Raw genomic sequence first — 26928 nt, 5'->3', positions numbered from 1 at the left:
GTCCGCGTCCGTCCAGCGGGCGCGGACCTGCCTGACCAACGGGACTACTCCGCATAGGGTGGTGAACGTGAGCGCGCGTCGTGTGATGGGCATCGAGACCGAGTACGGAGTGCTGCAGCCTGGCCGGCCGATGGCCAACCCCATGCTGCTGTCGAGCCAGGTGGTGACTACCTACCGGGCTATCTCCACGCGTGCCGAGGGTACGGGTGGCAAGGCCCGCTGGGACTACGACGACGAGGACCCGCTGCAGGACGCGCGCGGGTTCCACCTCGACCGCGCCTCGGCGCAGCCGTCGATGCTGACCGACGACCCGGCGCTGCCCGCGCCGGCCGGCCCGGTCACAGGGCAGGTGCCCGTCGTGGAGCCCGGCCTGCCGGGCCGCGGCCGGCGCCGGGCCGGGTCGACGCAGGAGGTCGAGCGGCCCGCCACCGAGGAGTACGACGACCCGAGCGCCGCCAACGTGATCCTCACGAACGGGGCCCGCCTGTACGTGGACCACGCCCACCCCGAGTACTCCTCGCCCGAGGTCATGACGCCCGAGGACCTCGTGCGCTGGGACGTCGCAGGCGAGCGGGTCATGCTCGCCGCCCTGCGGGAGCTGGCAAGCTTCCCCGGCAACGAGGTGGTGCTCTACAAGAACAACGTGGACGGCAAGGGCGCCAGCTACGGCACCCACGAGAACTACCTCGTGGACCGGGCGCTGCCGTTCACCACGCTCGCCGAGCTGATCACGCCTTTCCTCGTCACCCGGCAGGTCTTCACCGGCTCCGGCCGCGTGGGCCTGGGCGCGACCAGCGGCACGGCCGGGTACCAGATCTCACAGCGCGCCGACTACATCGAGGCCGAGATCGGCCTGGAGACCACGCTGCGGCGCCCGATCGTCAACACGCGCGACGAGCCGCACGCCGACCGGCAGCGGTGGCGCCGCCTGCACCTCATCCTCGGGGACGCCAACCTGATGGAGGTGCCCACCTACCTCAAGACGGGCACGACGTCGCTGGTGCTGTGGGTGCTGGAGCACCTGGACGAGCTGGCCGAGGCGGGGGTGGACGCCCGCACCGAGCTCGGCGCGCTCCGGCTGGCGGCCCCGGTGAGCGATGTGCAGAAGGTCTCGCGCGACCTCGACCTGACCGCACCGCTCGACCTCGCGGACGGCCGGACCATGACGGCGCTGGAGGTCCAGGGCGAGGTGGTCGACGTCGTGCGACGGTCCCTCAAGGTGCTCGGCACCGACCCGGAGTCGGACGCCGTGCTGGACCGCTGGTCCTCTCTCGTCGAGCGGCTCGGCACGGACCAGGCCGGCTGCGCGCGCGAGGTGGAGTGGATCGCCAAGCTGCGGCTGCTGGACCGCCTGCGCTCGCGCGACAACCTGGAGTGGGACCATCCGCGGCTGCACGCGATGGACCTGCAGTGGTCCGACGTGCGCCCCGAGCGCGGCATCTACCACCGGCTGCTCGCCAAGGGGGCCGTGGACCGCATAGTCGACGAGGAGAGCGTCGCCCGGGCGGTGCAGCACCCGCCGCAGGACACCCGCGCCTACTTCCGCGGCGAGGTGATGGCCCGCTACGGGAGTCAGATCTCCGCGGCGAGCTGGGACTCCGTGATCTTCGACGTCGACGGCGCCCAGGCGCTGCAGCGCGTTCCCATGCTCGACCCGACCCGCGGCACGCGCCGCCACATCGGCGCGCTGCTCGACGCGAGCCCCGACGCCGCGGCCCTGCTCGCGGGACTCTCCGGAAGGAGGTGACATTCGATGTCAGTGTCACCACCTAGGGTCAATGTCTAGGGTCAGGGCCTAGGCTTCGAGACCAGCAATACGTCAGAGAATCACCAGGAGGCGACCATGGCCGGTCAGGAACAAATCAACCCGTCTAACGAGGACCGCACTCCCGACGACGACGCCGAGACCCCGGCGCCCGCCGCTGCGGCAGCGCAGAAGGACGACGACGAGGTCGACGCCCTGCTCGAGGAGATCGACGAGGTGCTCGAGACAAACGCCGAGTCGTTCGTTCGTGGATTTGTCCAGAAGGGTGGGCAGTGATCTGAGCGCAGACCGCACCACAGGACGCCTCCCGGACGCCTTCCTGCGTCCGGGATCGTCGTCCTTCGTGGACTTCCTGGCCGAGCACGCCCCCGACCGGCTGCCCGGGAACCGGAGCATGCCCGCCGGCATGACCGACCCGGCGACCCTGTCCCCGCACGCCACCACGATCGTGGCGATGACGTTCGACGGCGGTGTGCTGATGGCGGGTGACCGCCGGGCCACCGCCGGGAACATGATCGCCAGCCGCAGCATCGAGAAGGTGTTCCCCGCGGACGAGTACTCGGCCGTCGGCTTCGCCGGCTCCGCTGGCATCGGGCTGGAGCTGGTGCGCCTCTTCCAGCTCGAGCTCGAGCACTACGAGAAGATCGAGGGCTCGCTGCTGTCGCTCAACGGCAAGGCGAACCGCCTGGCCACGATGCTGCGGGGCAACCTGCCGATGGCCATGCAGGGGCTTGCGGTCGTGCCGCTGTTCGCGGGCTACGACCTGGACAAGGACACCGGCCGCATCTTCAGCTACGACCCCACCGGTGGCCGGTACGAGGAGCACGAGCACCACGGTGTGGGCTCGGGCTCGGTGTTCGCGCGGGGCGCGATGAAGAAGCTGTGGCGGCGAGGGATGGACGCGGAGGCCGCGGTCCACGTCGCGGTCGAGGCGCTCTACGACGCCGCGGACGACGACTCGGCCACGGGCGGGCCTGACACCGTGCGGCGCATCTTCCCGGTGGTCGCCACCGTGTCGGTGGACGGCTATCAGCGGATCGAGAGTGCCGAGATCGCCCGCGTGGCGGAGCAGATCGCAGATGAGCGTCGCGAGAGGGGGTCGATCGCATGAACATGCCGTTCTACGTCTCGCCCGAGCAGCTGATGAAGGACCGGGCGGACTTCGCCCGGAAGGGCATCGCGCGCGGCCGGTCCGTGGTGGTGCTGGCCTACGACGGCGGTATCGCGTTCGCCACGGAGAACCCTTCGCGTGCACTGCACAAGATCTCGGAGATCTACGACCGCATAGCCTTCGCGGCCGTAGGCAAGTACAACGAGTTCGAGAACCTGCGGGTCGCCGGCGTGCGGTACGCCGACATGCGCGGGTACTCCTACGACCGGTCGGACGTGACGGCGCGCGGGCTTGCGAATGCGTACGCGCAGACGCTCGGTACCGTGTTCATCACGGAGTCCAAGCCGCTCGAGGTGGAGATCGTCGTCGCCGAGGTCGGCGCGGAGGCCGCGGACGACCAGATCTACCGGCTCACCTACGACGGGACCGTGGCGGACGAGCACAGCTTCGTCGTCATGGGCGGGCAGGCGGAGCAGCTCGGCCGGCGCGTCAAGGAGGGCTGGCGCGAGGACATGTCGCTGGGCGAGGCGCTGCGGCTCGCCGTGGCGGCGCTCGGTTCGGGCGAGGGCTCTTCGCCGCGCACGATCGAGGCGGCCCAGCTCGAGGTGGCGGTGCTGGAACGGGACCGGCCGCGGCGCGCGTTCCGGCGGCTGACGCGGCAGGTCCTCGCCGACCTGCTCGCCGAGGGTGGGGAGGGGCCGTCGGGCGCTGCGGCGCCCGCGGACGATCTCCCGCCTGCGGACGACCTTCCGGTCGGTCCGGCAACGCCGGGCATGGGAACGGCGGACACGGCCCCGCCGGACGGCGTCGACTCGACCGAGCCGGAGGCCGGACCGAAGTCCTCCGACGAATCCCCGACCGACGAGTCTCCGACGGAGGAGAAGCCTGACGCAGGGCCGGACAAGTCGTCCGGCACCACGCCCGGCGCCGACCACTAGCAGCAGGTACCGCGAACAGGGAGGGGAAGTCCATGGACCGCAGGATCTTCGGCCTTGAGACCGAGTACGGCGTGACGTGCGCGGCCGACGACGGGCGGGGCCTGTCTGCAGACGAGGTCGCCCGCTACCTGTTCCGGAAGGTGGTGGCGTGGGGCCGTTCTTCGAACGTGTTCCTGAGGAACGGCTCCCGTCTCTACCTCGACGTGGGCTCGCACCCCGAGTACGCGACGGCGGAGTGTGACGACGTGCGCCAGCTCGTCTCGTACGACCGGGGCGGGGAGCGCATCCTGGAAGGCCTGGTGGCGGACGCGCAGCAGCGCCTCGAGCACGAGGATCTGCCAGGCCGCATCCACTTGTTCAAGAACAACACCGACTCGGCGGGCAACTCCTACGGATGCCACGAGAACTACCTGGTGCGGCGGTCGGGCGACTTCTCTCGTCTGTCCGACGTGCTGGTGCCGTTCCTCATCACCCGGCAGATCCTGGTCGGCGCGGGCAAGGTGCTCTCGACCCCGCGGGGCGCGGTCTTCTGCCTCTCGCAGCGCGCGGACCACATCTGGGAGGCCGTCTCCAGCGCCACGACGCGGTCGCGTCCCATCATCAACACGCGCGACGAGCCGCACGCCGACGCCGAGCTGTACCGCCGGCTGCACGTCATCGTGGGCGACTCGTCCATGGCGGAGCCCACCACGATGCTCAAGGTGGGGACCACCGACCTGGTGCTGCGCCTCGTCGAGGCCGGCGTCCCGATGCGGGACCTCACGCTGGAGAACCCGATCCGCGCCATCCGTGAGATCAGCCACGACCGCACGGGCAAGCACGCCGTGACGCTGGCCAACGGCCGGACCATGACGGCCATCGAGATCCAGTCGGAGTACTACGAGCGCGCACGCGAGCTCGTCGAGGCCAACCTCGAGGTGACACCGGTGGTCAAGCAGGTGCTCGACCTGTGGGAGCGCGGACTGCGCGCCCTTCAGGCAGAGAACCTGTCGCTCGTGGACCGTGAGCTGGACTGGGTCATCAAGCACAAGCTCATCCGGCGGTACCAGGAGAAGCACGACCTCGGGCTCGACGACCCGCGGATCGCCCGGCTCGACCTCGCCTACCACGACATCTCCCGCACGGAGGGCCTCTACAACCTGCTCGCGGCGCGCGGCATGGTGGAGCGGGTCACGACGGACCTGGAGGTCTTCGAGTCCACGGCCCTGCCGCCGCAGACCACGCGGGCCAAGCTGCGCGGCGACTTCGTGCGCGCGGCCCAGGAGGCGCGGCGGGACTACACGGTCGACTGGGTGCACCTCAAGCTGAACGACCAGGCCCAGCGCACCGTGCTGTGCAAGGACCCGTTCAAGAGCGTGGACGACCGCGTGGAGCGCCTCATCGAGAGCATGTGACGTTCGGCGGTGCCCCGGAACCGGCCACCGGGTCGGTTCCGGGGCTTCGTCGTTCTGGGGGCGCTGCCGCGTCATGGCAGACTCTCCTGGTGAGTTCCTGGGTACGCGTCATCGTCGGTGCGCTGGCAGCGGCGGCGCTGATCGCTACCACGGCGTGCGCGCCGGCCTCGCTCCCGGTGGAGGTAGGCCCGGCGCCGACGTCGTCGGCGTCGCAGGCTCCGTTGCAGGTCACGGGCGCGAGCGGTCTCCCGCCCCGGCTCAAGTACGAGAAGCCGTTCGCCGTGGTGCAGCCCGGCTCGCACATGGTCTGGCCCGGTACGGGCGATGTGCTGGAGCGGGACGACGCGGTGCTGCTGAACCTCTACGCGCAGGACGGCCGCGACGGCACGGAGCTGCAGAACACGTTCCGCACGGCGCCCGCGGCGTACACGATGACCGAGCAGTCGCTCGGCAACCATCTCTTCGAGGCGCTCGAGGGCAGGCGGGTCGGCACGCGCCTTTCCCTCATGGAGGAGCAGGACGGCATCCCTGTGCTGCTGGTGGTGGACGTGCTGCCCGCGCGGGCGGCCGGCACGGTCGAGGAGCCTCCGGGCCACCCCCTGCCGCAGGTAAGCCTCGACGACCTCGGTGCACCGACCGTAAGCATCCCGCGGGGCGTCGATCCGCCGTCGGACCTGGCGGTGCATCCGCTGATCCGCGGGACGGGGCAGCAGGTGCGGGCCGGCCAGATCGTCACCGTGGAGTTCACCGCGGTGCGCTGGAGCGACGGTGCGGTGGTCGACACGACGTGGACGGAAGGCACACCGCCGCAGTCTGCGGAGATCGGGATCGGCAGACTCGTTGAGGGCTGGGACCGGGGCCTGCTGGAGCAGACCGTGGGATCCCAGGTGATGCTGGTGGTACCGCCGCAGAGCGGCCACGCGAACACCAAGAGCCGGCTGGCCGGCGAGACAATGGTGTACGTGGTCGACATCCTCGACGCGCACAAGGCGCTGGCCGAGGAAGAACCGAAGAAGAAGGAGGAGGGCTGATGTCCGTCGCGATCCGCGTGATCCCGTGCCTTGATGTCGACGCGGGTCGAGTGGTCAAGGGCGTCAACTTCGCCGACCTGCGCGACGCCGGGGACCCGGTCGAGCTCGCCGACCGGTACGACGCCGAGGGCGCCGACGAGCTCACGTTCCTTGACGTGTCCGCCTCCTCCGGCGACCGCGAGACCATGGTGGACGTCGTCCGCCGCACGGCGGAGCAGGTGTTCGTGCCGCTCACCGTGGGTGGCGGCGTGCGCTCGACGGACGACGTCGACCGGCTGCTGCGGGCCGGCGCCGACAAGGTGGGCGTGAACACGGCGGCCATCGCGCGCCCGGAGCTGATCTCCGAGATCGCGCAACGGTTCGGCTCGCAGGTGCTGACCCTGAGCGTCGACGCCCGCCGCGTCACCGGCGGCGTCACGACGCCGTCGGGCTACGAGGTCACCACGCACGGCGGACGGCGCGGCACCGGGCTCGACGCCGTGGAGTGGGCCGAGAAGGCCGCGGCGCTGGGCGCCGGGGAGATCCTGCTCAACTCGATGGACGCCGACGGCACCACCGCGGGGTTCGACCTGGAGATGCTCCGGGCCGTGCGCGAGCGGGTGCACGTGCCGCTCGTCGCATCCGGCGGGGCGGGCACGCCCCAGCACTTCGTCGAGGCGGCCCAGGCGGGGGCCGACGCCGTCCTCGCGGCGTCGGTGTTCCACTTCGGCGCGCTGACGGTGGGCGAGGTCAAGGACGCGATGCGGGCTGCTGGCGTCGAGGTCCGCTGAGGGTGTCGCCCAGCGAAAACCGGGGCTAGGCGGCCGGAAGAAGAGCCTCGGCTTCCCGCTGGTCGACCCTTTCGAGACCCCTTGACCTCAACTTTGGTTGAGGTTCTAACGTCGTTGATGCCCTGGGCGAAAATCAGTCGAATCGATTCTCGTGCCATGAGAAAATTGCGGTGTCCCCGAAGGAAGCGAGGTCTTGCCGTGCCCTCAGATGCCCCGCGATCCGACCCGATGGCCCTGACCGGCTCTCGCGTACGCCGGTCGATGGCCGTGATGTGGCGCGGCATGCGCTCGCACCCCGGCACCTACGCCCTGGCCGTCGGCGCCTCGGGCCTCTTCGGCGCCCTGACCGTCGGCGTGAGCCGGGCGGTCGGCTGGGCCACGGACTCCGTGGTGGTCCCTGCGATCGCCGGTGACGCCGCGGCGCGCGACCGGATCTGGCTCGGCGGGCTCGTGCTCGCCGCCGTCGCCGTGACTCTCGCCCTGTCGGTTGCGGGCCGCCGGATCTGGGCGGGCTTCGGCTACGTTCACATCCAGGCCGACCACCGCACCGCCCTGACCCGCCAGTACCTGCGCCTGCCCGTGTCGTGGCACCGGGCGCACCCGGCCGGCCAGCTCCTGAACCACACCACCTCGGACACCGAGGCCGCCACCGGCGTCTTCAACCCGCTGCCGTTCGCGCTGGGCGTGGTGGTCATGATCGGCGTCTCCGTGGTGATGCTCCTGATGATCGACCCCTGGCTCGCGCTCGCCGCGCTCGCGATCATCCCCGTCACGGTGGCCGTGAACGCGGTCTACCAGCGGCACATGTCGCCGGCCGTCACCCGGGCGCAGCGCCTGCGCGGCGACGTGGCCGACGTCGCGCACGAGAGCTTCGAGGCCGCCCTGCTGGTCAAGGCGCTCGGAACCGAGGACCGCGAGGAGAGCCGGTTCGGCGGCCGCACCCAGGAGCTGCGGGCCGCGAACGTGCGCGTCGGCATCGTCCGCTCACTGTTCGACCCCGTGATCCAGACCCTGCCGGCCGTCGGCACCCTGCTGGTGCTCGGCATCGGCACGTGGCGCATCTCCACCGGCGACGTCGCCCCAGGCGACATAGTCACCGCCGCCTACCTGCTGACGATGATGACGGTGCCCGTGCAGGCGTTCGGCTGGGTGCTCGGCGAGCTGCCGCGCGCCCTGGTCGGCTACGAGCGGATCGCGCAGGTCGTCGACGCGACGGGCGCCCTCGCCTACGGCGACGCCCGCCTGCCGCGGACCCGGGGCCAGGCGGGGCTGTCCGTCCGCCTGGACGACGTCGGCGTCGACGTGCCGGCGATCAGCGGGGCGCTCGGCCGCTCGATCACGCTGCTCGACGGCGTGGACGTCGAGGTCGAGCCAGGCGCCACCGTGGCCGTCGTCGGCACCACCGGTTCAGGCAAGACCACCCTGGTGAGCCTCCTGGCGCGGCTGTCCGACCCGACGCGCGGGCGAGTCCTGCTCGACGGCGTCGACGCGCGCACGCTGGCCGACGGGGAGATCCCGGCGCAGGTCGCGCTGGTCACGCAGTCCACCTTCATCTTCGAGGACACGGTGCGGAGCAACGTGACGCTCGCCGACGCTGGTGCCGAGGGTGCGCCGTCTGACGACGAGGTGTGGGAGGCCCTGCGGCTCGCGCGCCTCGAGGAGACGGTGCGCGACCTGGCCGGCGGTCTCGACGCTCCCCTCGGTGAGCGCGGCGCCAACCTGTCCGGCGGGCAGCGGCAGCGCCTCGCGATCGCGCGCGCCCTCGTGCGCGGCCCTCGCCTGCTCGTGCTCGACGACGCGACCAGCGCCGTCGACCCGCGTGTGGAGCAGGAGATCCTGCGCGGCGTGGCCGACCGGGCCGACGAGAGGGCCGCCGACCAGGCCGACGACGACCGGGCAGACGACGACCGGGCAGACGGTGACCGGGCCGGCGACGGCGGGCGCGACCCCCGGCCCGGCACGACCGTGATCATGGTCGCCTACCGCATGTCGTCGGTGGCGCTCGCGGACCGAGTCATCCACGTCGAGGGCGGTCGCGTCGTCGACACCGGGACGCACGACGAGCTCATGGCGCGCGACCCCGGATATCGCGCGCTCGCCACGGCCTACGAGGCCGAGACCGAACGCCGGGAGAAGGAACGGGCCGATGAGGCCGCTGCCGGCGTCCTGGACGACGAGCTGGAGGAGGTGGCCCGATGACCGCGGTGACGGACGAGCCCGATGTGACGGACCTGCCCGAGGACCTGCTCGACGCCGATGGCGCCCGCATCCAGTCGACCAGCGGCCTCGGCGTGTTCGCGACACTGCGGCGCGGCATCGAGATCAGCCCCGAGATCACCAGGGGGCTGTGGGTCACTCTCGGCCTGGCGTCGCTCGCGGCCACCGGCCGCGTGGTGGTGCCGCTCGCGGTCCAGCAGACCATCGACGTCGGGATCCTGACCGAGGGCGGGCCGGACGCCGGACGTGTGGCGCTCCTGGCGTCCCTCGCGGCGGGCGCGCTGGTCCTGGCCGCGCTGTGTGCCGCACTGGTGAACGTGCGGTTGTTCCGCTCGGCCGAGGCCGGGCTCGCGACGCTGCGGATCAAGGCCTTCCGGCACGTGCACGACCTCTCGACCCTCACGCAGAACACCGAGCGCCGCGGCGCCCTGGTCTCGCGCGTGACCAACGACGTCGACACGGTGTCCCTGTTCGTGCAGTGGGGCGGCATCATGCTGCTCGTCAGCGTGCTGCAGGTGCTCGTGGCAACCGGCCTGATGCTCGTGTACTCGCCGATCCTGACCGCGGTGGTATGGATCAGCTTCGTGCCGATGTTCCTCGTGATCCGGTACGGGCAGAAGTACGTGAACCGCGCCTACACCCTGGTGCGCGAGCGGGTCGGCGCGATGCTCGGCGCAATCTCCGAGTCCGTCGTGGGCGCCGAGACGGTGCGCGCGTACGGCGTGGCGGAGCGCACTGGACGGCGCATCGGCGGCGCCGTCGAGGAGACGCGCAGCGCGCAGGCCCGGTCGCAGGTCCTGGTCGCGGCGACGTTCTCGTCGGGCGTGCTGATCTCCAACCTGGTGCTGGCCGTCGTGGTTGTCGTGGGATCGCTCCTCGGCGTGGGCGGCGGCCTGACCGCGGGACAGCTGGTGGCGTTCCTGTTCCTGGTGCAGCTGTTCACGGGTCCCGTACAGATGGCCACCGAGATCCTCAACGAGCTGCAGAACGCCGTGGCCGGCTGGCGCCGCGTGATCGCCGTCATCGAGACGCCGGTGCAGGTCGCCGAGAAGCCCGGCGCGGTGACCCAGCGGCGTGGTCCGGCGCACGTGACGCTGCGCGACGTCCGGTTCTCGTACCCCAGCGGGCCAGAGGTGCTGCACGGCGTGACGCTGGACCTGCCGCCCCGTACCAAGGTGGCGGTGGTGGGGCAGACGGGCTCCGGCAAGACCACCATCGCCAAGCTGGTCACGCGCCTCATGGACCCGACCTCGGGCGTCGTGGAATTGGACGGCGTGGACCTGCGCGACCTGGCGTTCGCGTCGCTGCGCGAACGGGTGGTGCTGGTGCCGCAGGAGGGCTTCCTGTTCGACGGGACCGTGCTGGACAACGCGGCGTACGGGCTGCGGGGGGTCTCGACGGGCCCGACCAGCGAAACGGGCTCGACCCGCCGCGACGCCTCGACCGGCGCCGAGGCCGAGACCCGCAGTGGCGCGTCGACCGGCCGCGAGGCCGAGACCCGGGCCGCCGTCGAGGCGGCGTTCGCCGAGCTCGGCCTGTCCGACTGGGTCGCCGACCTGCCCGACGGGCTCGAGACCGAGGTGGGCCAGCGCGGCGAGGCGCTTTCCGCGGGGGAGCGGCAGCTTGTAGCGATCGCGCGCGCCTACCTCGCCCAGCCGGACCTGCTGGTGCTCGACGAGGCGACGTCGGCGGTGGACCCCGCGACCGAGGTCCGCATCGCGCGAGCCCTGGACTCCCTGACGGCCGGCCGGTCCACGATCACGATCGCGCACCGGCTCTCCACCGCGGAGGCGTCCGACCTGGTGGTCGTGGTGGACCAGGGCCACGTGGCCGAGGTCGGCCCGCACGCAGAGCTCGCGGCGGCGGACGGGATCTACTCCCAGATGCACGCCAGCTGGATGGCCCAGACCCGGTAGGCGGACGCGAACGGCGCGCCGAACCGCAGGTTGAACGTCCACCAGGGGTGCCGAACCGAAGGGTGCGCGTCCGGCACCGGCGTTCGGCGCTCGATGGCGCGAGACCTTCGATCTCGCATCGGACATGCTCCGGCGGCGGACATCACACCGCTGGCGGCCCTCGACGTGGCAGGATTCTCAGGTGCCCGAAGTTCTCGATCCCACGATCTCCGCCCGCCTCAAGCGGGACGACGCCGGCCTGGTGGCCGCCGTCGTGCAGCAGCACGACACGGGCGAGGTGCTCATGATCGGCTGGATGGACGACGAGGCCCTGCGCCGCACGCTCACCGAGGGGCGCGTGACCTTCTGGTCCCGCAGCCGCAAGGAGTACTGGCGCAAGGGCGACACGTCGGGGCACGCCCAGTACGTCAAGGCCGCGAGCATCGACTGCGACGGCGACGCCCTGCTGGTCCAGGTGGACCAGGTCGGCGCCGCGTGCCACACCGGCACTCGCACGTGCTTCGAGGCCGGGGGCGACCTGGGCGCGGTGGTCGGAGAACGCGGCCAGCACAGCAACGAGCACGACGGCGACGAGCACGACAGCAACGAGCACGACCGCACTGAGCAGAACGGCAACCAGAGGAACGAGGAGAACCGGTGACCCAGCTCGACAGCCAGCTCGACACCCATGAGGCCCGCACGGCGACAGCACCCGCCGACCTGCCCTGGGGTCGCACCTGGCCGAGCCTCGGGGAGTTCCGGGACATGGCCGCCGACCGCCGGGTGATCCCCGTGGTCCGCCGCCTGCTCGCCGACGACGCCACGCCCGTCGGCCTCTACCGGACCCTGGCGCAGGGCAAGCCCGGCACGTTCATCCTGGAGTCCGCGGAGTCGGACGGCGTCTGGGCCCGCTGGTCGTTCGTCGGCGTCGCGTCCCGCGCGACGCTGACCAGCGACGCGGGCCAGGCCGTCTGGACCGGTGACGTGCCGGTCGGCGTCCCGACGGAGGGCGACGTCGTCGACGTCGTCGAGGCTGCCCTTGCCGCGCTCCACGCGCCCGGCGTGGCGAACCTGCCGCCGCTGACCGGTGGCCTGGCCGGGGTGCTCGGCTGGGACATCGTGCGGCACTGGGAGCCCACGCTCCCCGCGAACGCCCCCGACGAGACGGGCGCGCCCGAGCTCGCCCTCTGCCTCGCGACCGACCTCGCCGTGGTGGACCACCGGGAGGGCTCCGTGTGGCTCGTCGCGAACGCGATCAACGCGGACGCCACGAACGAGCGCGTCGACGAGGCCTTCGCCGACGCCGTGGCCCGGCTCGATGCCATGGAGGCGCAGCTCGCCGACGCCGGGCCGCGCGTCGCGTCCGTCGTCGTCGAGGACGCGCCCGAGCCGCAGCTCGAGTTCCGGTCCACCCGGGAGGAGTTCGAGAACGCGGTGCTCGCCGGCAAGGAGGCGATCCGCGACGGCGAGGTGTTCCAGGTGGTGGTGTCCCAGCGCCTGGACCTGGACTGCCCGGCAGACCCGCTGGACGTCTACCGTGCCCTGCGCACGGTGAACCCGAGCCCGTACATGTACTACTTCCACCTGGCCAAGCCGACCGGCGAGGAGTTCGCAGTGGTGGGGTCCAGCCCGGAGACCCTGGTGAAGGTCGACGACGGCCACGTCACGACCTACCCGATCGCCGGGTCCCGGCCACGTGGCGCGCACCCGGAGGAGGACGCGGAGCTCGGCGAGGAGCTCCTGGCCGACCCCAAGGAGCGGGCCGAGCACGTCATGCTCGTCGACCTGTCCCGCAACGACATGGTGAAGGTGTGCGCGCCCACCAGCGTCGAGGTGGTCGAGTTCATGACCGTGCGCCGGTTCAGCCACATCATGCACATCTGCTCCACCGTTGTGGGCCGCCTTCGCGCGGGCTACAGCGCCGTGGACGCCCTGAAGGCGACGTTCCCGGCAGGCACCCTCTCGGGCGCTCCCAAGCCCCGGGCGATCGCTCTGATCGACGAGCTGGAGCCGGCCTCCCGCGGCATCTACGGCGGGGTCTGCGGGTACTTCGACTTCGGCGGGAACATGGACATGGCCATCGCCATCCGCACCGCGTACATCGCGAACGGCCGCGCCAGCGTCCAAGCGGGCGGGGGCATCGTGGCCGACTCGGTGCCCGCCCTGGAGTACGCGGAGTCGCGGAACAAGGCCGCGGCGGCGGTGCGCGCCATCCAGCTCGCGTCACGCCTCGCGCCGCTGCGGACGGCGGGGGGCGGCGAGTGACCCGTACCCGCACGGTCCTCGCGCTGCTCGTGCTCGGCGCGCTGACGTTCGGCACGGGCTCGCCCACGTGGGTGACCACCACGGTGGCCACCGCGCTGGAGCCCGAGGTGGCGGTCGCCGCCTCGGGCACCTCGGCCGCGCCCGGCGTCGGGGCCGGGGCCCTCGTGCTCCTGGCGGCCGGGATCGCGTGTGCGCTCACCGGCCGCGTGGCCCGGTACGTGGCGCTCGTGATCGCGGCGGCGGCCGGCGTGCTGGTGGTGGTGAGCACGCTCGTCGTCGTCGGCGACCCCGTGCCGGCCGCTACCGCCGCCGCCTCCGCCTCGAGCGGCGTCACCGACCTGACCTCGCCCGTCGCGCTGACCGCGTGGCCGTGGGCAGCCGTCGCCACGGGTGTGCTCGCCGTGGTCGTCGCGGTCTGGGGCGTTTTCGCGGCCCGGGGCTGGACGGCGACGTCGGGCCGGCACGAGCGCGCGGACCAGGCCGGGGCGCCCGGCGCGGCGACCGCGGGCGGCGCGTCCGCCGCTGCCGCCGGGGGGTCCGCCGCTGGTCCCGACGACGGCTCCGACAACAGCTCCGACAACGGGGACGACGACGAGATCGACCCCCACGACGCCTGGGACGCGCTGTCCCGCGGCGACGACCCCACGGGCCGCTGACCTGACCCGAAGCGGGTTAGGCTGGGCGCGTACCGCACGACACGAGAGGCACCAACCTGCGATGACCGAGAACAAGCCCGAGATCGCCTACCTTCCGCCGGGCGTCCCGCCGCACAACCACGGCCACACGGTCGCCGCGTGGGTGACGATGTCCGGCATCACGCTGGGTGCGCTGCTCGCCGCGTGGGGTGTCCTGATCGCGCAGTCGTCGTCGGCCTGGCTGGTCCTGTTCCTGCTCGGCTTCGTCGTGATCGGCGCCTCGCTGATCGTTGGCCTGGTGCTGCGCAACATGGGCCTCGGCCAGAAGGAAGTCCAGCGGACGTCGGCGCGATGACCGCCCTGGCGATGCCCGCGCAGCCGGCCACGTACCCCCGGAACAGCCTTGGGGTCTGGTCACTCGTGCTGGGCCGGGCCTCGCTGGTGATCCTGGCGCTCGTGGCCGTCCTCGTCATCGTCCGTCTCCTGGCGGGTGGGTCCGGTTCCTGAGGTGGCCGCCCCGACCGCCGTGGCGCCCGCGCTGCGCGCGCCGCTGCTGGCGGGCGCGGCCGTCGGGGCGGCCACGCTGCTGGTGGCGCTGAGGGACCCGCACACACCCGGCTCCTACGGGTTCTGCCCGCTGCTGGAGCTGACCGGCCTGGCCTGCCCGCTGTGCGGGGGGCTGCGCGCGACGCACGACCTGGCCCACCTCGACCTCGCCGGCGCCTGGTCCGCCAACGCGCTGTGGACCGTCGCCGCGCCCGTAGTCGTGGTCCTCTGGCTGACCTGGCTCCTGGCGGCCGTGCGGGGCCGGCCCTTCCGCGGCCTGTCGAGCACGGCCGGGTGGGTAACGCTCGGGGTTGCCATCGCGTTTTTCGTAGCGCGAAACGTCCCCGCGCTGCAGCCCTATCTGACGCCGTGGATCTGATCAGGTGATCCCCGGGGAGCGCCCGTTCGACTCCCGGCCGGTATCTGACGAGACGTCGTCTCACGGTCCGGGAGTGGTCAGGACCACACCGTCGGTCCGCCTACGATGGCCATGGGGCGAACGGCCCCAGCAGGCGTACGAGGCGTAGTCAGGCCGCATGAGGCCGCATGACGAGGGCAGAGCAAAGGCACGGGGAGGCTCATTACATGTCGGTCCTGGAGGACATCGTCGCGGGGGTTCGTGAGGACCTCGCGGAGCGTGAGGCACGTGTGCCTCTCGACGCGCTCAAGGAGCGCGCCACCGCGGTGCCCGGGGCCCTCGAGTGCCTCGGTCGCCTGAAGCAGGCGGACGCCGTATCGGTGATCGCCGAGGTGAAGCGCTCGAGCCCCAGCAAGGGGTCGCTCGCCTCGATCGACGACCCGGCGGCGCTCGCGGTCGAGTACGAGACCGGCGGAGCCTCCGCGATCTCGGTGCTCACCGAGCAGCGCCGGTTCAACGGCTCGCTGGCGGACCTGGACGCGGTGCGCGGCAGGGTGGACGTCCCCGTGCTGCGCAAGGACTTCATCGTGACGCCGTACCAGGTGTGGGAGGCGCGGGCGCACGGGGCCGACCTGGTGCTGGTCATCGTGGCCGCCCTGGAGCAGACCGTGCTCGAGTCCCTCGTGGAGCGCGTGCACTCGCTCGGCATGACCGCGCTCGTCGAGGCGCACAACCTGGAAGAGGTCCGCCGGGCCGTCGACGCCGGCGCGCGGGTCGTGGGCGTCAACGCCCGCAACCTGAAGACGCTCGAGCTGGACCGCGGCCTGTTCCGGAGCCTCGCCGAGTACATCCCGGACGACGTGATCAAGATCGCGGAGTCCGGCATCCGGGGCCCGCACGACGTGATGGAGATGGCTCGCGCCGGCGCCGACGGCGTCCTGGTGGGCGAGGCGCTCGTGACCGACGGCGCCCCGCGCGCCTCGGTGGCCGACCTCGTCGCCGCGGGTTCGCACCCGTCGCTGCGGTCCGTCCGTCCGGCTTGAAGGGATTCGAGGTGACCGACGTGAAGCTTTCCGACGTCTCCGGCCCGTACTTCGGCCAGTACGGCGGGCGGTTCGTGCCCGAGGCACTCATCTCGGCCCTCGATGAGCTCGACACCGAGTTCCGCAAGGCGGCCGAAGACCCCGAGTTCGCGGCCGAGCTGCAGCGCCTGCACCGGGAGTACACGGGCCGGCCGAGCCCGCTGACCGAGGTGCCGCGGTTCGCCGCGCACGCTGGCGACGCGCGCGTGTTCCTCAAGCGTGAGGACCTCAACCACACCGGCTCGCACAAGATCAACAACGTGCTGGGGCAGGCCCTGCTGGTCAAGCGCATGGGCAAGAAGCGCCTCATCGCGGAGACGGGAGCGGGCCAGCACGGCGTCGCCACCGCCACCGCGGCCGCCCTGATGGACCTCGAGTGCGTGGTCTACATGGGCGAGGAGGACACCCGGCGGCAGGCACTGAACGTGGCGCGGATGCGCCTGCTCGGCGCTGAGGTGGTGCCGGTGAAGATCGGGTCGCGCACCCTCAAGGACGCGATCAACGAGGCCCTGCGCGACTGGGTGGCCAACGTCGAGACCACGCACTACCTGCTGGGCACCGTCACGGGCCCGCACCCGTTCCCCGAGATGGTGCGCCAGTTCCACCGCATCATCGGCGAGGAGGCGCGCGAGCAGATCCTGGAGCGCGCGGGCCGCCTGCCCGACGTCGTCGCGGCGTGCGTGGGCGGCGGGTCCAACGCGCTCGGCATCTTCAACGCGTTCCTCGACGACAAGGACGTCGACCTGTGCGGCTTCGAGGCCGGCGGCGAGGGTATCGAGTCGGGCCGGCACGCCGCCCGGTTCAGCGGCGGCGCGCTGGGCGTGCTGCACGGCGCCCGCTCCTACCTGCTGCAGGACGACGACGGCCAGACCCTGCCCAGCCACTCCGTGTCGGCGGGCCTGGACTACCCGAGCGTCGGCCCGGCACACGCCTGGCTGCACGACCTGGGCCGCGCCACCTACGAGCCGGTGACCGACGACGAGGCCATGGAGGCGTTCCGCCTCCTGTGCCGCACGGAGGGCATCATCCCGGCCATCGAGTCGGCCCACGCCCTCGCGGGCGCGATGCGCGTCGGCAAGGCGGCGGCGGCCCAGGGGCGCACCGGCCCCGACGGCGAGCCGCTCCTGATCCTCGTGAACCTCTCCGGTCGCGGTGACAAGGACGTGGCCACGGCGGCCAGGTGGTTCGGCCTGCTCGACCAAGGCGTCGCGTCGGAAGAGCTCGAACGGCAGGAGGGCCGGGGATGAGTGCTGTGACGGAGCCGGCCACCGGGCCGCAGACGGGTTCGAGCACGAGCGACCTGATCGCCCGCCTGCGCGAGCAGGAGAACCGGCCCGCCCTGGTGGGCTACCTGCCCGTCGGCTACCCGACGGTGGACCGGTCGATCGAGGCGCTGAAGACGCTCGTCGACCACGGCGCGGACATCATCGAGCTCGGCATCCCGTACACCGATCCCGTCCTGGACGGCCCGGTGATCCAGGCCGCCGCGCAGGCTGCGCTCGACGCGGGCGCCCGGGTGCGGGACGTGTTCCGCGTGCTGCGGGAGCTGACCGACTACGCGCCGCACGTCCCCGTGCTGGTCATGACCTACTGGAACCTGGTGCTCAAGTACGGCCCGGACGCGTTCGCGCGCGACCTGGCCGAAGCAGGCGGGGCCGGGCTGATCACCCCGGACCTCGTCCCGGACGAGGGCGCCGACTGGCTGGCCGCCAGCGAGGCGCACGGGCTGGACCGCGTGTTCCTCGTGGCCCCGAGCTCGACCGCGGACCGGCTGCGGCTCACGGTCCAGGCCACGCGCGGGTTCGTCTACGCGGCGTCGCTCATGGGCGTGACGGGGGAGCGGAGCGAGGTTGGCTCGCGCGCCGAGCAGCTCGTGGCCGACACGCGCGCCGCCGGCGCGGCGAACGTCTGCGTGGGCCTGGGCATCTCCACGGGCGCGCAGGCGGCCGAGACGGGCCGCTTCGCCGACGGCGTGATCGTCGGCTCGGCGCTGGTGCGGCCGCTGCTGTCGGACGGCCCGCTGACCGACGATGAGTGGGCCGCCCGTCTCACGAATCTGGCCGAGGTGACGGAGGACCTCGCCGCCGGGGTACGGTCTGCGCGCGCCAACGCGCTAACTGACGACACATCCGACGCCGCGCCTGCCGGCGCGACCATCTCCGGAGAGGCCCCGTGACGCTGCTGACCGCACTGCCGGCTTCCCTGCCTGCTCTGCTGCCGGCTGCTCTGGCCACCGAGATTCCCAGCCCGTCCGAGCACACCTGGTACCTCGGGATCTTCCCGCTGCGCGCCTACGCGCTCGCGATCCTCGTGGGTATCGTGATCGCCGTCTGGATGACCGCCAGGCGATGGAAGGCGCGCGGGGGCAACCCCGACGACGTGCTGGAGATCACGTTCTGGGCGGTGCCGTTCGGCATCGTCGGCGGCCGGATCTATCACGTGCTCTCCTCGCCCGACCGGTACTTCGGCGAGAACTTCTCGGGCGGGGGCGAGCCGATCAAGGCGCTCTACGTCTGGGAGGGTGGTCTCGGTATCTGGGGCGCCGTGGCGCTCGGCGCCGTCGGCGCATGGATCGGCTGCCGTCGGCAGGGCGTCAGGCTCTCGTCCTTCGCCGACGCAGTGGCGCCCGGCCTGCTGGTGGCGCAGGCCGTCGGCCGGCTCGGCAACTGGTTCAACCAGGAGCTGTACGGGCGGCCCACCGAGCTGCCCTGGGGCCTGCACATCGACGCCGGGTACCTGGTGTCGAACCCGGCCACCGGTGTGGCGTACCCCGAGGGCACGCTCTTCCACCCGACGTTCCTGTACGAGCTCCTGTGGAACCTGGCTATGGCAGGAGTTCTCCTGTTTGTCGACCGTCGGTTCAGGTTGGGTCATGCGCGGGTATTCTGGGCGTACGTCCTGCTCTACACTCTCGGACGGGTCTGGATCGAGATGCTCCGCATCGACGATGCGGAACTGGTGCTGGGGCTCCGCCTCAACGTCTGGACCTCGATCCTCCTGGGTCTCACGGCCCTGGTGGTCTCGATAGTGCTGGCTCGAAAGTTCCCCACCAGGGAAGAGTCGGTACGGCTGCGGCCGGAGGGCGACGATCCGTCGGCCGGGGCTGGGGCCGAACCAGAGCCCGACCCAGGAACTGAAGAAACTGGCGAGGCGGACACCGCGCCAGCGGAAAAGAAGGAAACGAAGACAGCAGCAGTGGAGGAGTCCGACGCGGACACCTCCGCGCGCACCTAGGGGCGCGTCCGCCGGGACCACCGGACGACGAGCCCCCTGACCGACCGGGCCGCCGTCGTCCCGGACCACCGCAAGGAACTGCGCCCGGCCACGGCCGGGTGCCTGTGAGGACCCATGACCAAGCCGTTGCCGACACAACAGGTGGGGATGCCCGCACAGGGCCTGTACGACCCGGCGGCCGAGCATGACGCGTGTGGCGTCGCCTTCGTAGCGACCCTCCGTGGCACGCCCGGGCGCGACATCGTCGATGCCGGACTGACCGCCCTGCTGAACCTCGACCACCGCGGCGCGGTGGGGGCTGAGGAGGACAGCGGTGACGGCGCAGGCATCCTGACGCAGATCCCCGACGCGTTCATCCGCGACGTGGTGGGCGTCGACCTTCCGCCCGCCGGGATGTACGCCATCGGTACGGCGTTCCTGCCCACCGACGACGCCGAGCGGGACGCCGTCGTGCGCCGCGTGGAGGCCCTGGCCGCCGAGGAGAAGCTCGACGTGCTGGCCTGGCGCGACGTCCCGGTGGACGCCGGGATCGTGGGCCCGACGGCGCGCGCGTCGATGCCGGTGTTCCGCCAGATCGTCGTGGCCGACCCCTCGCGGGGCCTGTCCGGGATCGACCTGGACCGCCGCTGCTACCGCCTGCGCAAGCGGGCGGAGAACGAGGTGGGGCTGTACTTCGCCTCGCTCAGCGCCCGCACCCTGACCTACAAGGGCATGCTGACCACCGCGCAGCTGGAGCCGTTCTTCCCGGACCTGTCCGACCCGCGGTACGCCACGGAGCTCGCCCTGGTCCACTCGCGGTTCTCCACGAACACGTTCCCGTCGTGGCCGCTGGCCCAGCCGTTCCGGCTGCTGGCCCACAACGGCGAGATCAACACCGTGCGCGGCAACCGCAACTGGGTGGCGGCGCGCGAGGGCACCATGGAGTCCGACCTGCTCGGCGACCTGAAGGCGCTCCAGCCGGTGTGCTCGCCGGGGGCGAGCGACTCGGCGAGCTTCGACGAGGTGCTGGAGCTGCTGCACCTGAGCGGCCGGTCCCTGCCCCACTCGGTGCTGATGATGGTGCCGGAGGCCTGGGAGAACAACCCGGGCATGGACCCCGCGCTGCGCTCGTTCTACGAGTACAACGCGAACCTCATCGAACCGTGGGACGGCCCCGCCTCCCTCACGTTCACCGACGGCACCCTGATCGGCGCCGTGCTGGACCGCAACGGCCTGCGCCCCGGGCGCTGGTGGGTCACGGAGGACGGGCTCGTCGTGCTGGCCTCAGAGGCCGGCGTGCTCGACATCGACCCCGCCACCGTGGTCCGCAAGGGTCGCCTCGAGCCCGGCAAGATGTTCCTGGTCGACACCGGCTCGGGCCGGATCGTCGAGGACGAGGAGGTCAAGTCCGGCCTCGCGGCGATGCACCCGTACGGGGACTGGATCCGCGAGCACTCGGTCCACCTCGACGAGCTGCCGGACCGCGAGCACGTGGCGCACAGCCCCGCGTCCGTCCGCCGTCGCCAGCGGGCCTTCGGGTACACCGAGGAAGAGCTCAAGATCATCCTGTCGCCGATGGCGACCACCGGCGGGGAGCCGCTCGGCGCCATGGGCTCCGACACGCCCGTGGCTGTGCTCTCGCAGCGCCCGCGGCTCCTGTTCGACTACTTCACGCAGATGTTCGCGCAGGTCACTAACCCGCCGCTGGACGCGATCCGCGAGGAGCTCGTCACCGCCATCGGCAGTGCCATCGGGCCGGAGCCGAACCTGCTCGCCGACGTGCCGGAGCACGCGCGAAAGCTCGTGCTCGGCTTCCCGGTGGTGGACAACGACCAGCTCGCCAAGATCGTGCACGTCGAGCGCGACCGCGAGCTCGAGGGCGTGTTCCAGGCCGAGACCGTCCATGGCCTGTACGAGGTCTCCGGCGGAGGCGCCGCGCTGCTGGCCCGCCTGGAGGCGATCTTCGCCGACGTCGACCGGTACGTGGAGGAGGGCGCCAGCTTCCTGGTGCTCTCGGACCGCGACGCCAACTCCGAGCTGGCGCCGATCCCGTCCCTGCTCCTGACCAGCGCCGTGCACCACCACCTGGTGCGCAACCACACCCGCAACCGGGTGTCGCTCGTGGTCGAGGCAGGCGACGTGCGCGAGGTGCACCACGTCGCGCTGCTCATCGGCTACGGCGCGGCCGCCGTCAACCCCTACCTCGCGATGGAGACGGTCGAGGACCTCGCCCGCCGCGGGTACCTGGACGTCACGCCGGAGAAGGCGGTCGCGAACCTGATCAAGGCGCTCGGCAAGGGCGTGCTCAAGGTGATGTCCAAGATGGGCATCTCCACGATCATGTCCTACCGCGGCGCCCAGATCTTCGAGGCGATCGGCCTGTCCCACGACCTGGTCGAGGACTACTTCACCGGCACCACCTCGCGGCTCGGCGGCATCGGCCTTGACGTCATCGCGGCCGAGGTCGCGGCGCGTCACGCCGAGGCGTACCCGCCGTCGGGCAACAAGAAGCCGGGCGAGCGCCTCACCACGGGCGGCGAGTACCAGTGGCGGCGCGACGGCGAGGACCACCTGTTCGACCCCGAGACCGTCTTCCGCCTGCAGCACGCCACCCGGTCCGGCCGGATGGACATCTTCCGGCAGTACACGCGGCGCGTGGACGAGCAGTCGAACCGCCTCATGACGCTGCGCGGCCTGCTGCGCTTCAGCCCCGACCGCGAGCCGGTGCCGATCGACGAGGTCCAGCCGGTCTCGGAGATCGTCAAGCTGTTCAACACGGGCGCCATGTCCTACGGGTCTATTTCTGCCGAGGCGCACGAGACCCTCGCGATAGCGATGAACCGCCTCGGCGGCCGTTCCAACACGGGCGAGGGCGGCGAGGACCCCGAGCGGCTGTACGACGACGAGCGGCGCTCGCGCGTCAAGCAGATCGCCTCGGGCCGGTTCGGCGTGACCTCTGAGTACCTGACGCACGCGACCGACATCCAGATCAAGCTCGCGCAGGGCGCCAAGCCCGGCGAGGGCGGGCAGCTGCCCGGGCCGAAGGTCTACCCGTGGGTGGCGCGCACCCGGCACTCGACGCCGGGCGTGGGGCTCATCTCGCCGCCGCCGCACCACGACATCTACTCGATCGAGGACCTGGCCCAGCTCATCCACGACGCGAAGAACGCCAACCCGGACGCGCGTGTGCACGTCAAGCTGGTCAGCGAGTTCGGCGTCGGAACGGTGGCCACGGGCGTGTCCAAGGCGCACGCGGACGTCGTCCTCATCTCGGGGCACGACGGCGGCACGGGCGCCTCGCCGCTCACGTCGCTCAAGCACGCCGGCACACCCTGGGAGATCGGCCTGGCCGAGACCCAGCAGACGCTCGTGCTCAACGACCTGCGCGACCGCATCGTGGTGCAGGTGGACGGCCAGATGAAGACGGGTCGCGACGTGATCGTCGCGGCGCTGCTCGGGGCCGAGGAGTTCGGCTTCGCGACGGCGCCGATGGTGGTGTCGGGTTGCGTCATGATGCGCGTCTGCCACCTGGACACGTGTCCCGTCGGCGTCGCCACGCAGAACCCCGAGCTGCGCGCCCGGTTCACGGGCAAGCCGGAGTTCGTCGTGAACTTCTTCGAGTTCATCGCCCAGGAGGTGCGCGAGCACCTCGCCGCGCTCGGCTTCCGCAGCCTCGAGGAGGCAGTGGGCCAGGTGCAGGTGCTCGACACCCGCAAGGCCGTGGACCACTGGAAGGCCGAGGGCCTCGACCTGACGCCGGTGCTCGCACGGCCGCAGCTCAAGGACGGCTCCTCGCTGCGCCACACCACGAAGCAGGACCACGGCCTCGCGAGGGCGCTGGACAACCAGCTCATCGCGGCGGCCGCCCCGGCGCTCGACCGGGCCGAGCCGGTCAAGATCGAGCTGCCCGTGCGGAACGTGAACCGCACGGTCGGCACGATGCTCGGCCACGAGGTGACCAAGCGCTACCGCGGCGAGGGCCTGCCGGACGACACGATCTCCGTCACTCTCACCGGTTCGGCCGGCCAGTCGCTCGGCGCGTTCCTGCCCCGCGGCATCACGCTGCGCCTCTTCGGCGACGCGAACGACTACGTCGGCAAGGGCCTGTCGGGCGGCCGCATCGCGGTGCGGCCGGACCGGTCGGCGGTGCTCGACGGCGCCAACGTCATCGCGGGCAACGTCATCGGCTACGGCGCCACCTCCGGCGAGGTCTACCTGCGCGGTCGCGTGGGGGAGCGGTTCGGCGTGCGCAACTCGGGCGCCACCCTCGTGGCGGAGGGCGTGGGCGACCACGCCTGCGAGTACATGACGGGCGGCACCGTGCTGGTGCTCGGCCCGACAGGCCGCAACGTCGGCGCCGGCATGTCCGGCGGCACGGCGTACTTCCTGGACCTGCGGGTCTCGCGTGTCAACCAGGCGGCGCTGGAGGCGGGCGAGCTCGCCGTCGGCGTCCTGGGCGACGCGGACTGGGAGACCGTGCGAGGGCTGCTGGAGCGGCACCTTGCCGAGACCGGCTCGACCGTGGCCGCCGAGCTGCTCGCGAACCCCGCCGCGGCACGGGAGCGGTTCAGCCGCTTGCTGCCGCCCGGGTGGGCGCGCGTGCGCCTGGCGCTCAGCGAGGCAGAGGCCGCCGGCGCCGACATCTCGGGCAGGTCCCACTGGGACCCGACCGTGTGGAACCAGATCATGGAGGTGGCACGTGGCTGACCCCCGAGGATTTCTCAAGGTCCGTGACCGGGAGCTCCCGCCGAACCGTCCCGTCGAGGTGCGGCTGCGGGACTGGCAGGACACGCACGCGCACCGCGCGGAGGGCCAGCCGTTCCTGAAGGAGCAGGCGGGCCGCTGCATGGACTGCGGCGTGCCGTTCTGCCACCAGGGCTGCCCGCTGGGCAACCTGATCCCCGACTGGAACGACCTGGTGTGGCGCGGCCAGTGGGCCGACGCGATCGACCGCCTGCACGCGACGAACAACTTCCCGGAGTTCACCGGCCGCGTCTGCCCTGCGCCGTGCGAGTCGTCCTGCGTCCTGAGCATCAACCAGCCCGCGGTGACCATCAAGAACGTCGAGGTGTCGATCATCGACGAGGCGTTCGCCCGAGGCCTGGTCACGCCGCACGTGCCGGAGCGGCTCACGGGCTCGACGGTCGCCGTCGTCGGCTCCGGCCCGGCGGGTCTCGCCGCGGCGCAGCAGCTGACGCGCGCGGGCCACACCGTCGTCGTCTACGAGCGGGACGACGCCATCGGCGGCCTCCTGCGCTACGGCATCCCCGACTTCAAGCTCGAGAAGCTGCACATCGACCGCCGTCTGGCGCAGATGGAGGCCGAGGGCACGCGCTTCCGCGCGGGCGTCACCATCGGCGAGGACATCAGCTGGGACGCCCTGCGTCGCCGGTTCGACGCCGTCGTGGTCGCCACGGGTGCCACCGTGCCGCGCGACCTGCCGCTGCCCGGCCGGGACCTGGCGGGCATCCACTTCGCCATGGACTACCTGACGCCCGCGAACCACGCGGTCGGGGCGGGCACGCCGGACATCCTGCCCGAGGGTGCGCCGTCGGCCGCTGGGAAGCACGTGATCATCATCGGTGGCGGCGACACCGGCTCGGACTGCCTCGGCACCGCGCTGCGCCAGGGCGCCGCCAGCGTCACCACCCTCGCGATCGGCAAGAAGCCGCCGCTCGAGCGCACGGCGAACCAGCCGTGGCCGACCGACCCGATCCTGTTCGAGGTCTCGACCTCGCACGAGGAGGGCGGCGAGCGCACGTACCTCGCCTCGACGGTGGAGTTCCTGCCGGACGCCGAGGGCAACGTGCGGGCGCTCAAGGTCGCCGAGACCCAGTACCTGCCCGGCGGCCGCCGCGCCGCCACGCCCGGTACGGAGCGCGAGATCCCCGCGGACCTCGTGCTCGTGGCCATGGGCTTCACCGGCCCCGAGACCGGTGTGCTCGAGGAGCAGACCGGTATCGAGATCACAGAGCGTGGCCTGGTCGGTCGCGGCGACGACTACGCTGCAAGCCTGCCGGGCGTGTTCGTCGCCGGCGATGCCGGCCGCGGACAGTCCCTCATCGTGTGGGCCATCGCGGAAGGCCGCGCCGCGGCTGCCGCGGCCGACACCTACCTGCAGGGCAGCACCGAGCTGCCCGCCCCGGTGCGTCCGCGCACGCTCGCTCTGCGATCGTGACCGGAGAACGCGACCGGGAGTTGTACACCCCCACAGGGCGCTATCGCGCCCCCCGTGCCTAGGCTGGAGACATGCGCAGAGCCAAGATCGTGTGCACCATCGGACCCGCCACAGAGAGCCCGGAGAAACTCCGCGAGCTCGTAGACGCCGGCATGAACGTGGCGCGGATCAACCGCAGCCACGGCGAGCAGGAGGCGCATGCGGCGGTCTACCGCAACGTGCGAGCGGCCGCCAAGGCGGCTGGAAAGTCGGTCGCCGTACTTGTCGACCTGCAGGGCCCCAAGATCCGGCTCGGCCGGTTCGCCGGGGACGAGAAGCACTTCCTCAACAAGGGTGACACCTTCACCATCACCACCGAGGACGTTCTCGGGACGCGCGAGCTGGTGTCGACCACCCACAAGGGGCTGGCCAACGACGCCAGGGTCGGCGACCCGCTGCTGATCGACGACGGCAAGGTGCGCGTGCGCGTCACCGCCGTCGACGGCCCGCGGGTCATCACCGAGGTCGAGGTCCCTGGCCCCGTCTCGAACAACAAGGGCATCAACCTGCCCGGCGTCGCCGTGTCCGTGCCGGCCCTGTCCGACAAGGACGAGTCCGACCTGCGCTGGGCGCTCCAGCTCGGCGCCGACTTCATCGCGCTGTCGTTCGTGCGGTCCGCCAAGGACTACGAGGACGTCCGCCGGGTGATGGAGGAGGAGGGTCGTACGGTCCCCGTCATCGCCAAGATCGAGAAGCCGCAGGCCGTGGAGAACCTCAGCGAGGTCATCGCCGCGTTCGACGGCGTCATGGTGGCCCGCGGCGACCTCGCGGTCGAGATGCCGCTGGAGCAGGTGCCGCTCGTGCAGAAGCGCATCGTCGAGATGGCGCGGCGCAACGCCAAGCCGGTCATCGTCGCAACGCAGGTGCTCGAGTCGATGACGACGTCGCCCACGCCGACCCGTGCCGAGGCGTCGGACTGCGCCAACGCCGTGCTCGACGGCGCCGACGCGGTGATGCTGTCCGGTGAGACCTCGGTGGGCGACTACCCGATCCTCACGGTGGAGACCATGGCCCGGATCATCGAGGCCACGGAGGAGGCAGGCCGGGAGCGCATCGCGCCGCTCGGCTCCACGCCGCACACCCGTGGTGGCGCCATCACGCGTGCCGCCGCCGAGATCGGCGAGACGCTCGGGGTCAAGTACCTCGTGACGTTCACGCAGTCCGGTGACTCCGCCCGCCGGATGTCTCGCCTGCGCTCGTCGATCCCGCTGCTCGCCTTCACGCCGGAGCAGCACGTCGCCAACACGCTCGCCCTGACGTGGGGTACCACCCAGTACCTGATGCCGAAGGTCGAGAACGTCGACGCGATGGTGCAGCAGGTGGACCAGACCCTGCAGGAGCAGGGCCTCGCCGAGAAGGGCGACCTGGTCGTGGTGGTCTCGGGCGCGCCGGTCGGCGTGCCGGGCACCACGAACTCGATCCTGGTGCACCGCGTCGGCTCGGGCGTGGACGGCCGCAGCGGATTCTGACGGTGGCTTCCGGCCGGTAGCA

General features: G+C 71.8%; 21 protein-coding genes and 1 pseudogene. All 22 read left to right on the top strand.

The window, feature by feature from the left end; genetic code table 11:
* The first annotated feature begins 85 nt into the window (after nucleotides 1-85).
* The 22 genes and pseudogenes from dop to pyk all read left to right on the top strand — a co-directional run bounded on the left by dop (nucleotide 86) and on the right by pyk (nucleotide 26906).
* The gene (dop, locus tag IE250_RS00700; protein ID WP_189668255.1) at nucleotides 86-1747 is read left to right on the top strand and encodes a depupylase/deamidase Dop; all 1662 of its coding nucleotides are present in this window, start codon (nucleotides 86-88) and stop codon (nucleotides 1745-1747) included.
* Between the two features lie 96 nt (nucleotides 1748-1843).
* Nucleotides 1844-2041, top strand: coding sequence for a ubiquitin-like protein Pup (locus IE250_RS00695; RefSeq protein ID WP_189667363.1), 198 nt, complete (start codon nucleotides 1844-1846; stop codon nucleotides 2039-2041).
* Nucleotides 2031-2876, top strand: a complete 846-nt coding sequence (gene prcB, locus IE250_RS00690; RefSeq protein WP_373301545.1) for a proteasome subunit beta — start codon at nucleotides 2031-2033, stop codon at nucleotides 2874-2876. The genes IE250_RS00695 and prcB overlap by 11 nt, the downstream gene beginning before the upstream one ends.
* Nucleotides 2873-3814 (top strand): proteasome subunit alpha, encoded by a 942-nt coding sequence (prcA, locus tag IE250_RS00685; RefSeq protein WP_189667362.1) that lies wholly within the window; start codon nucleotides 2873-2875, stop codon nucleotides 3812-3814. The genes prcB and prcA overlap by 4 nt, the downstream gene beginning before the upstream one ends.
* 32 nt (nucleotides 3815-3846) lie before the next feature.
* Entirely contained in the window at nucleotides 3847-5208 is a 1362-nt protein-coding gene (gene pafA, locus IE250_RS00680) for a Pup--protein ligase (protein ID WP_189667361.1), read from the top strand.
* A gap of 89 nt (nucleotides 5209-5297) precedes the next feature.
* Nucleotides 5298-6239 carry an FKBP-type peptidyl-prolyl cis-trans isomerase gene (locus tag IE250_RS00675; RefSeq protein WP_229872024.1) on the top strand — a complete coding sequence of 314 codons (942 nt, stop codon included), beginning with the start codon at nucleotides 5298-5300 and terminating at the stop codon, nucleotides 6237-6239.
* Nucleotides 6239-7009 carry an imidazole glycerol phosphate synthase subunit HisF gene (gene hisF / locus IE250_RS00670; RefSeq protein ID WP_189667360.1) on the top strand — a complete coding sequence of 257 codons (771 nt, stop codon included), beginning with the start codon at nucleotides 6239-6241 and terminating at the stop codon, nucleotides 7007-7009. Before IE250_RS00675 ends, hisF begins: the two co-directional genes overlap by 1 nt.
* A gap of 228 nt (nucleotides 7010-7237) precedes the next feature.
* A complete protein-coding gene (locus IE250_RS00665; RefSeq protein WP_189668252.1) occupies nucleotides 7238-9208 on the top strand; it encodes an ABC transporter ATP-binding protein in 1971 nt (656 codons plus the stop codon).
* The gene (locus IE250_RS00660) at nucleotides 9205-11142 is read left to right on the top strand and encodes an ABC transporter ATP-binding protein (protein WP_229872023.1); all 1938 of its coding nucleotides are present in this window, start codon (nucleotides 9205-9207) and stop codon (nucleotides 11140-11142) included. The genes IE250_RS00665 and IE250_RS00660 overlap by 4 nt, the downstream gene beginning before the upstream one ends.
* A 124-nt stretch (nucleotides 11143-11266) precedes the next feature.
* Nucleotides 11267-11683, top strand: a pseudogene (gene hisI, locus IE250_RS00655) (phosphoribosyl-AMP cyclohydrolase); the annotation flags it as partial.
* Nucleotides 11684-11778: 95 nt separating this feature from the next.
* Nucleotides 11779-13386 carry an anthranilate synthase component I gene (locus IE250_RS00650; protein WP_268247760.1) on the top strand — a complete coding sequence of 536 codons (1608 nt, stop codon included), beginning with the start codon at nucleotides 11779-11781 and terminating at the stop codon, nucleotides 13384-13386.
* Nucleotides 13383-14042 (top strand): Trp biosynthesis-associated membrane protein, encoded by a 660-nt coding sequence (locus IE250_RS00645; RefSeq protein ID WP_189667359.1) that lies wholly within the window; start codon nucleotides 13383-13385, stop codon nucleotides 14040-14042. Before IE250_RS00650 ends, IE250_RS00645 begins: the two co-directional genes overlap by 4 nt.
* A 61-nt stretch (nucleotides 14043-14103) precedes the next feature.
* Entirely contained in the window at nucleotides 14104-14376 is a 273-nt protein-coding gene (locus tag IE250_RS00640; RefSeq protein ID WP_189667358.1) for an HGxxPAAW family protein, read from the top strand.
* Entirely contained in the window at nucleotides 14373-14528 is a 156-nt protein-coding gene (locus tag IE250_RS00635) for a hypothetical protein (RefSeq protein ID WP_189667357.1), read from the top strand. The genes IE250_RS00640 and IE250_RS00635 overlap by 4 nt, the downstream gene beginning before the upstream one ends.
* A gap of 1 nt (nucleotide 14529) precedes the next feature.
* Nucleotides 14530-14946 carry a DUF2752 domain-containing protein gene (locus tag IE250_RS00630; RefSeq protein WP_229872022.1) on the top strand — a complete coding sequence of 139 codons (417 nt, stop codon included), beginning with the start codon at nucleotides 14530-14532 and terminating at the stop codon, nucleotides 14944-14946.
* Between the two features lie 206 nt (nucleotides 14947-15152).
* Complete coding sequence (trpC, locus tag IE250_RS00625) at nucleotides 15153-15968, top strand: indole-3-glycerol phosphate synthase TrpC (RefSeq protein WP_189667355.1); 816 nt, start codon at nucleotides 15153-15155, stop codon at nucleotides 15966-15968.
* Nucleotides 15969-15979: 11 nt separating this feature from the next.
* On the top strand, nucleotides 15980-17254 hold the full coding sequence (gene trpB / locus IE250_RS00620) for a tryptophan synthase subunit beta (RefSeq protein WP_189667354.1): 1275 nt from the start codon (nucleotides 15980-15982) through the stop codon (nucleotides 17252-17254).
* The gene (gene trpA, locus IE250_RS00615; RefSeq protein WP_189667353.1) at nucleotides 17251-18183 is read left to right on the top strand and encodes a tryptophan synthase subunit alpha; all 933 of its coding nucleotides are present in this window, start codon (nucleotides 17251-17253) and stop codon (nucleotides 18181-18183) included. Before trpB ends, trpA begins: the two co-directional genes overlap by 4 nt.
* Complete coding sequence (gene lgt, locus IE250_RS00610) at nucleotides 18180-19241, top strand: prolipoprotein diacylglyceryl transferase (protein ID WP_189667352.1); 1062 nt, start codon at nucleotides 18180-18182, stop codon at nucleotides 19239-19241. The genes trpA and lgt overlap by 4 nt, the downstream gene beginning before the upstream one ends.
* 114 nt (nucleotides 19242-19355) lie before the next feature.
* Nucleotides 19356-23927, top strand: a complete 4572-nt coding sequence (gene gltB / locus IE250_RS00605) for a glutamate synthase large subunit (RefSeq protein WP_189667351.1) — start codon at nucleotides 19356-19358, stop codon at nucleotides 23925-23927.
* Nucleotides 23920-25398 (top strand): glutamate synthase subunit beta, encoded by a 1479-nt coding sequence (locus IE250_RS00600; RefSeq protein ID WP_189667350.1) that lies wholly within the window; start codon nucleotides 23920-23922, stop codon nucleotides 25396-25398. The genes gltB and IE250_RS00600 overlap by 8 nt, the downstream gene beginning before the upstream one ends.
* Before the next feature lie 71 nt (nucleotides 25399-25469).
* Nucleotides 25470-26906, top strand: a complete 1437-nt coding sequence (gene pyk, locus IE250_RS00595; protein ID WP_189667349.1) for a pyruvate kinase — start codon at nucleotides 25470-25472, stop codon at nucleotides 26904-26906.
* Nucleotides 26907-26928 lie beyond the last annotated feature (22 nt).

Source organism: Promicromonospora soli (assembly GCF_014653785.1).
GTDB classification, from domain to species: domain Bacteria; phylum Actinomycetota; class Actinomycetes; order Actinomycetales; family Cellulomonadaceae; genus Promicromonospora; species Promicromonospora soli.
Note: the sequence above shows the minus strand (reverse complement) of the source record. Positions and strands in the feature narration are given on the sequence as shown.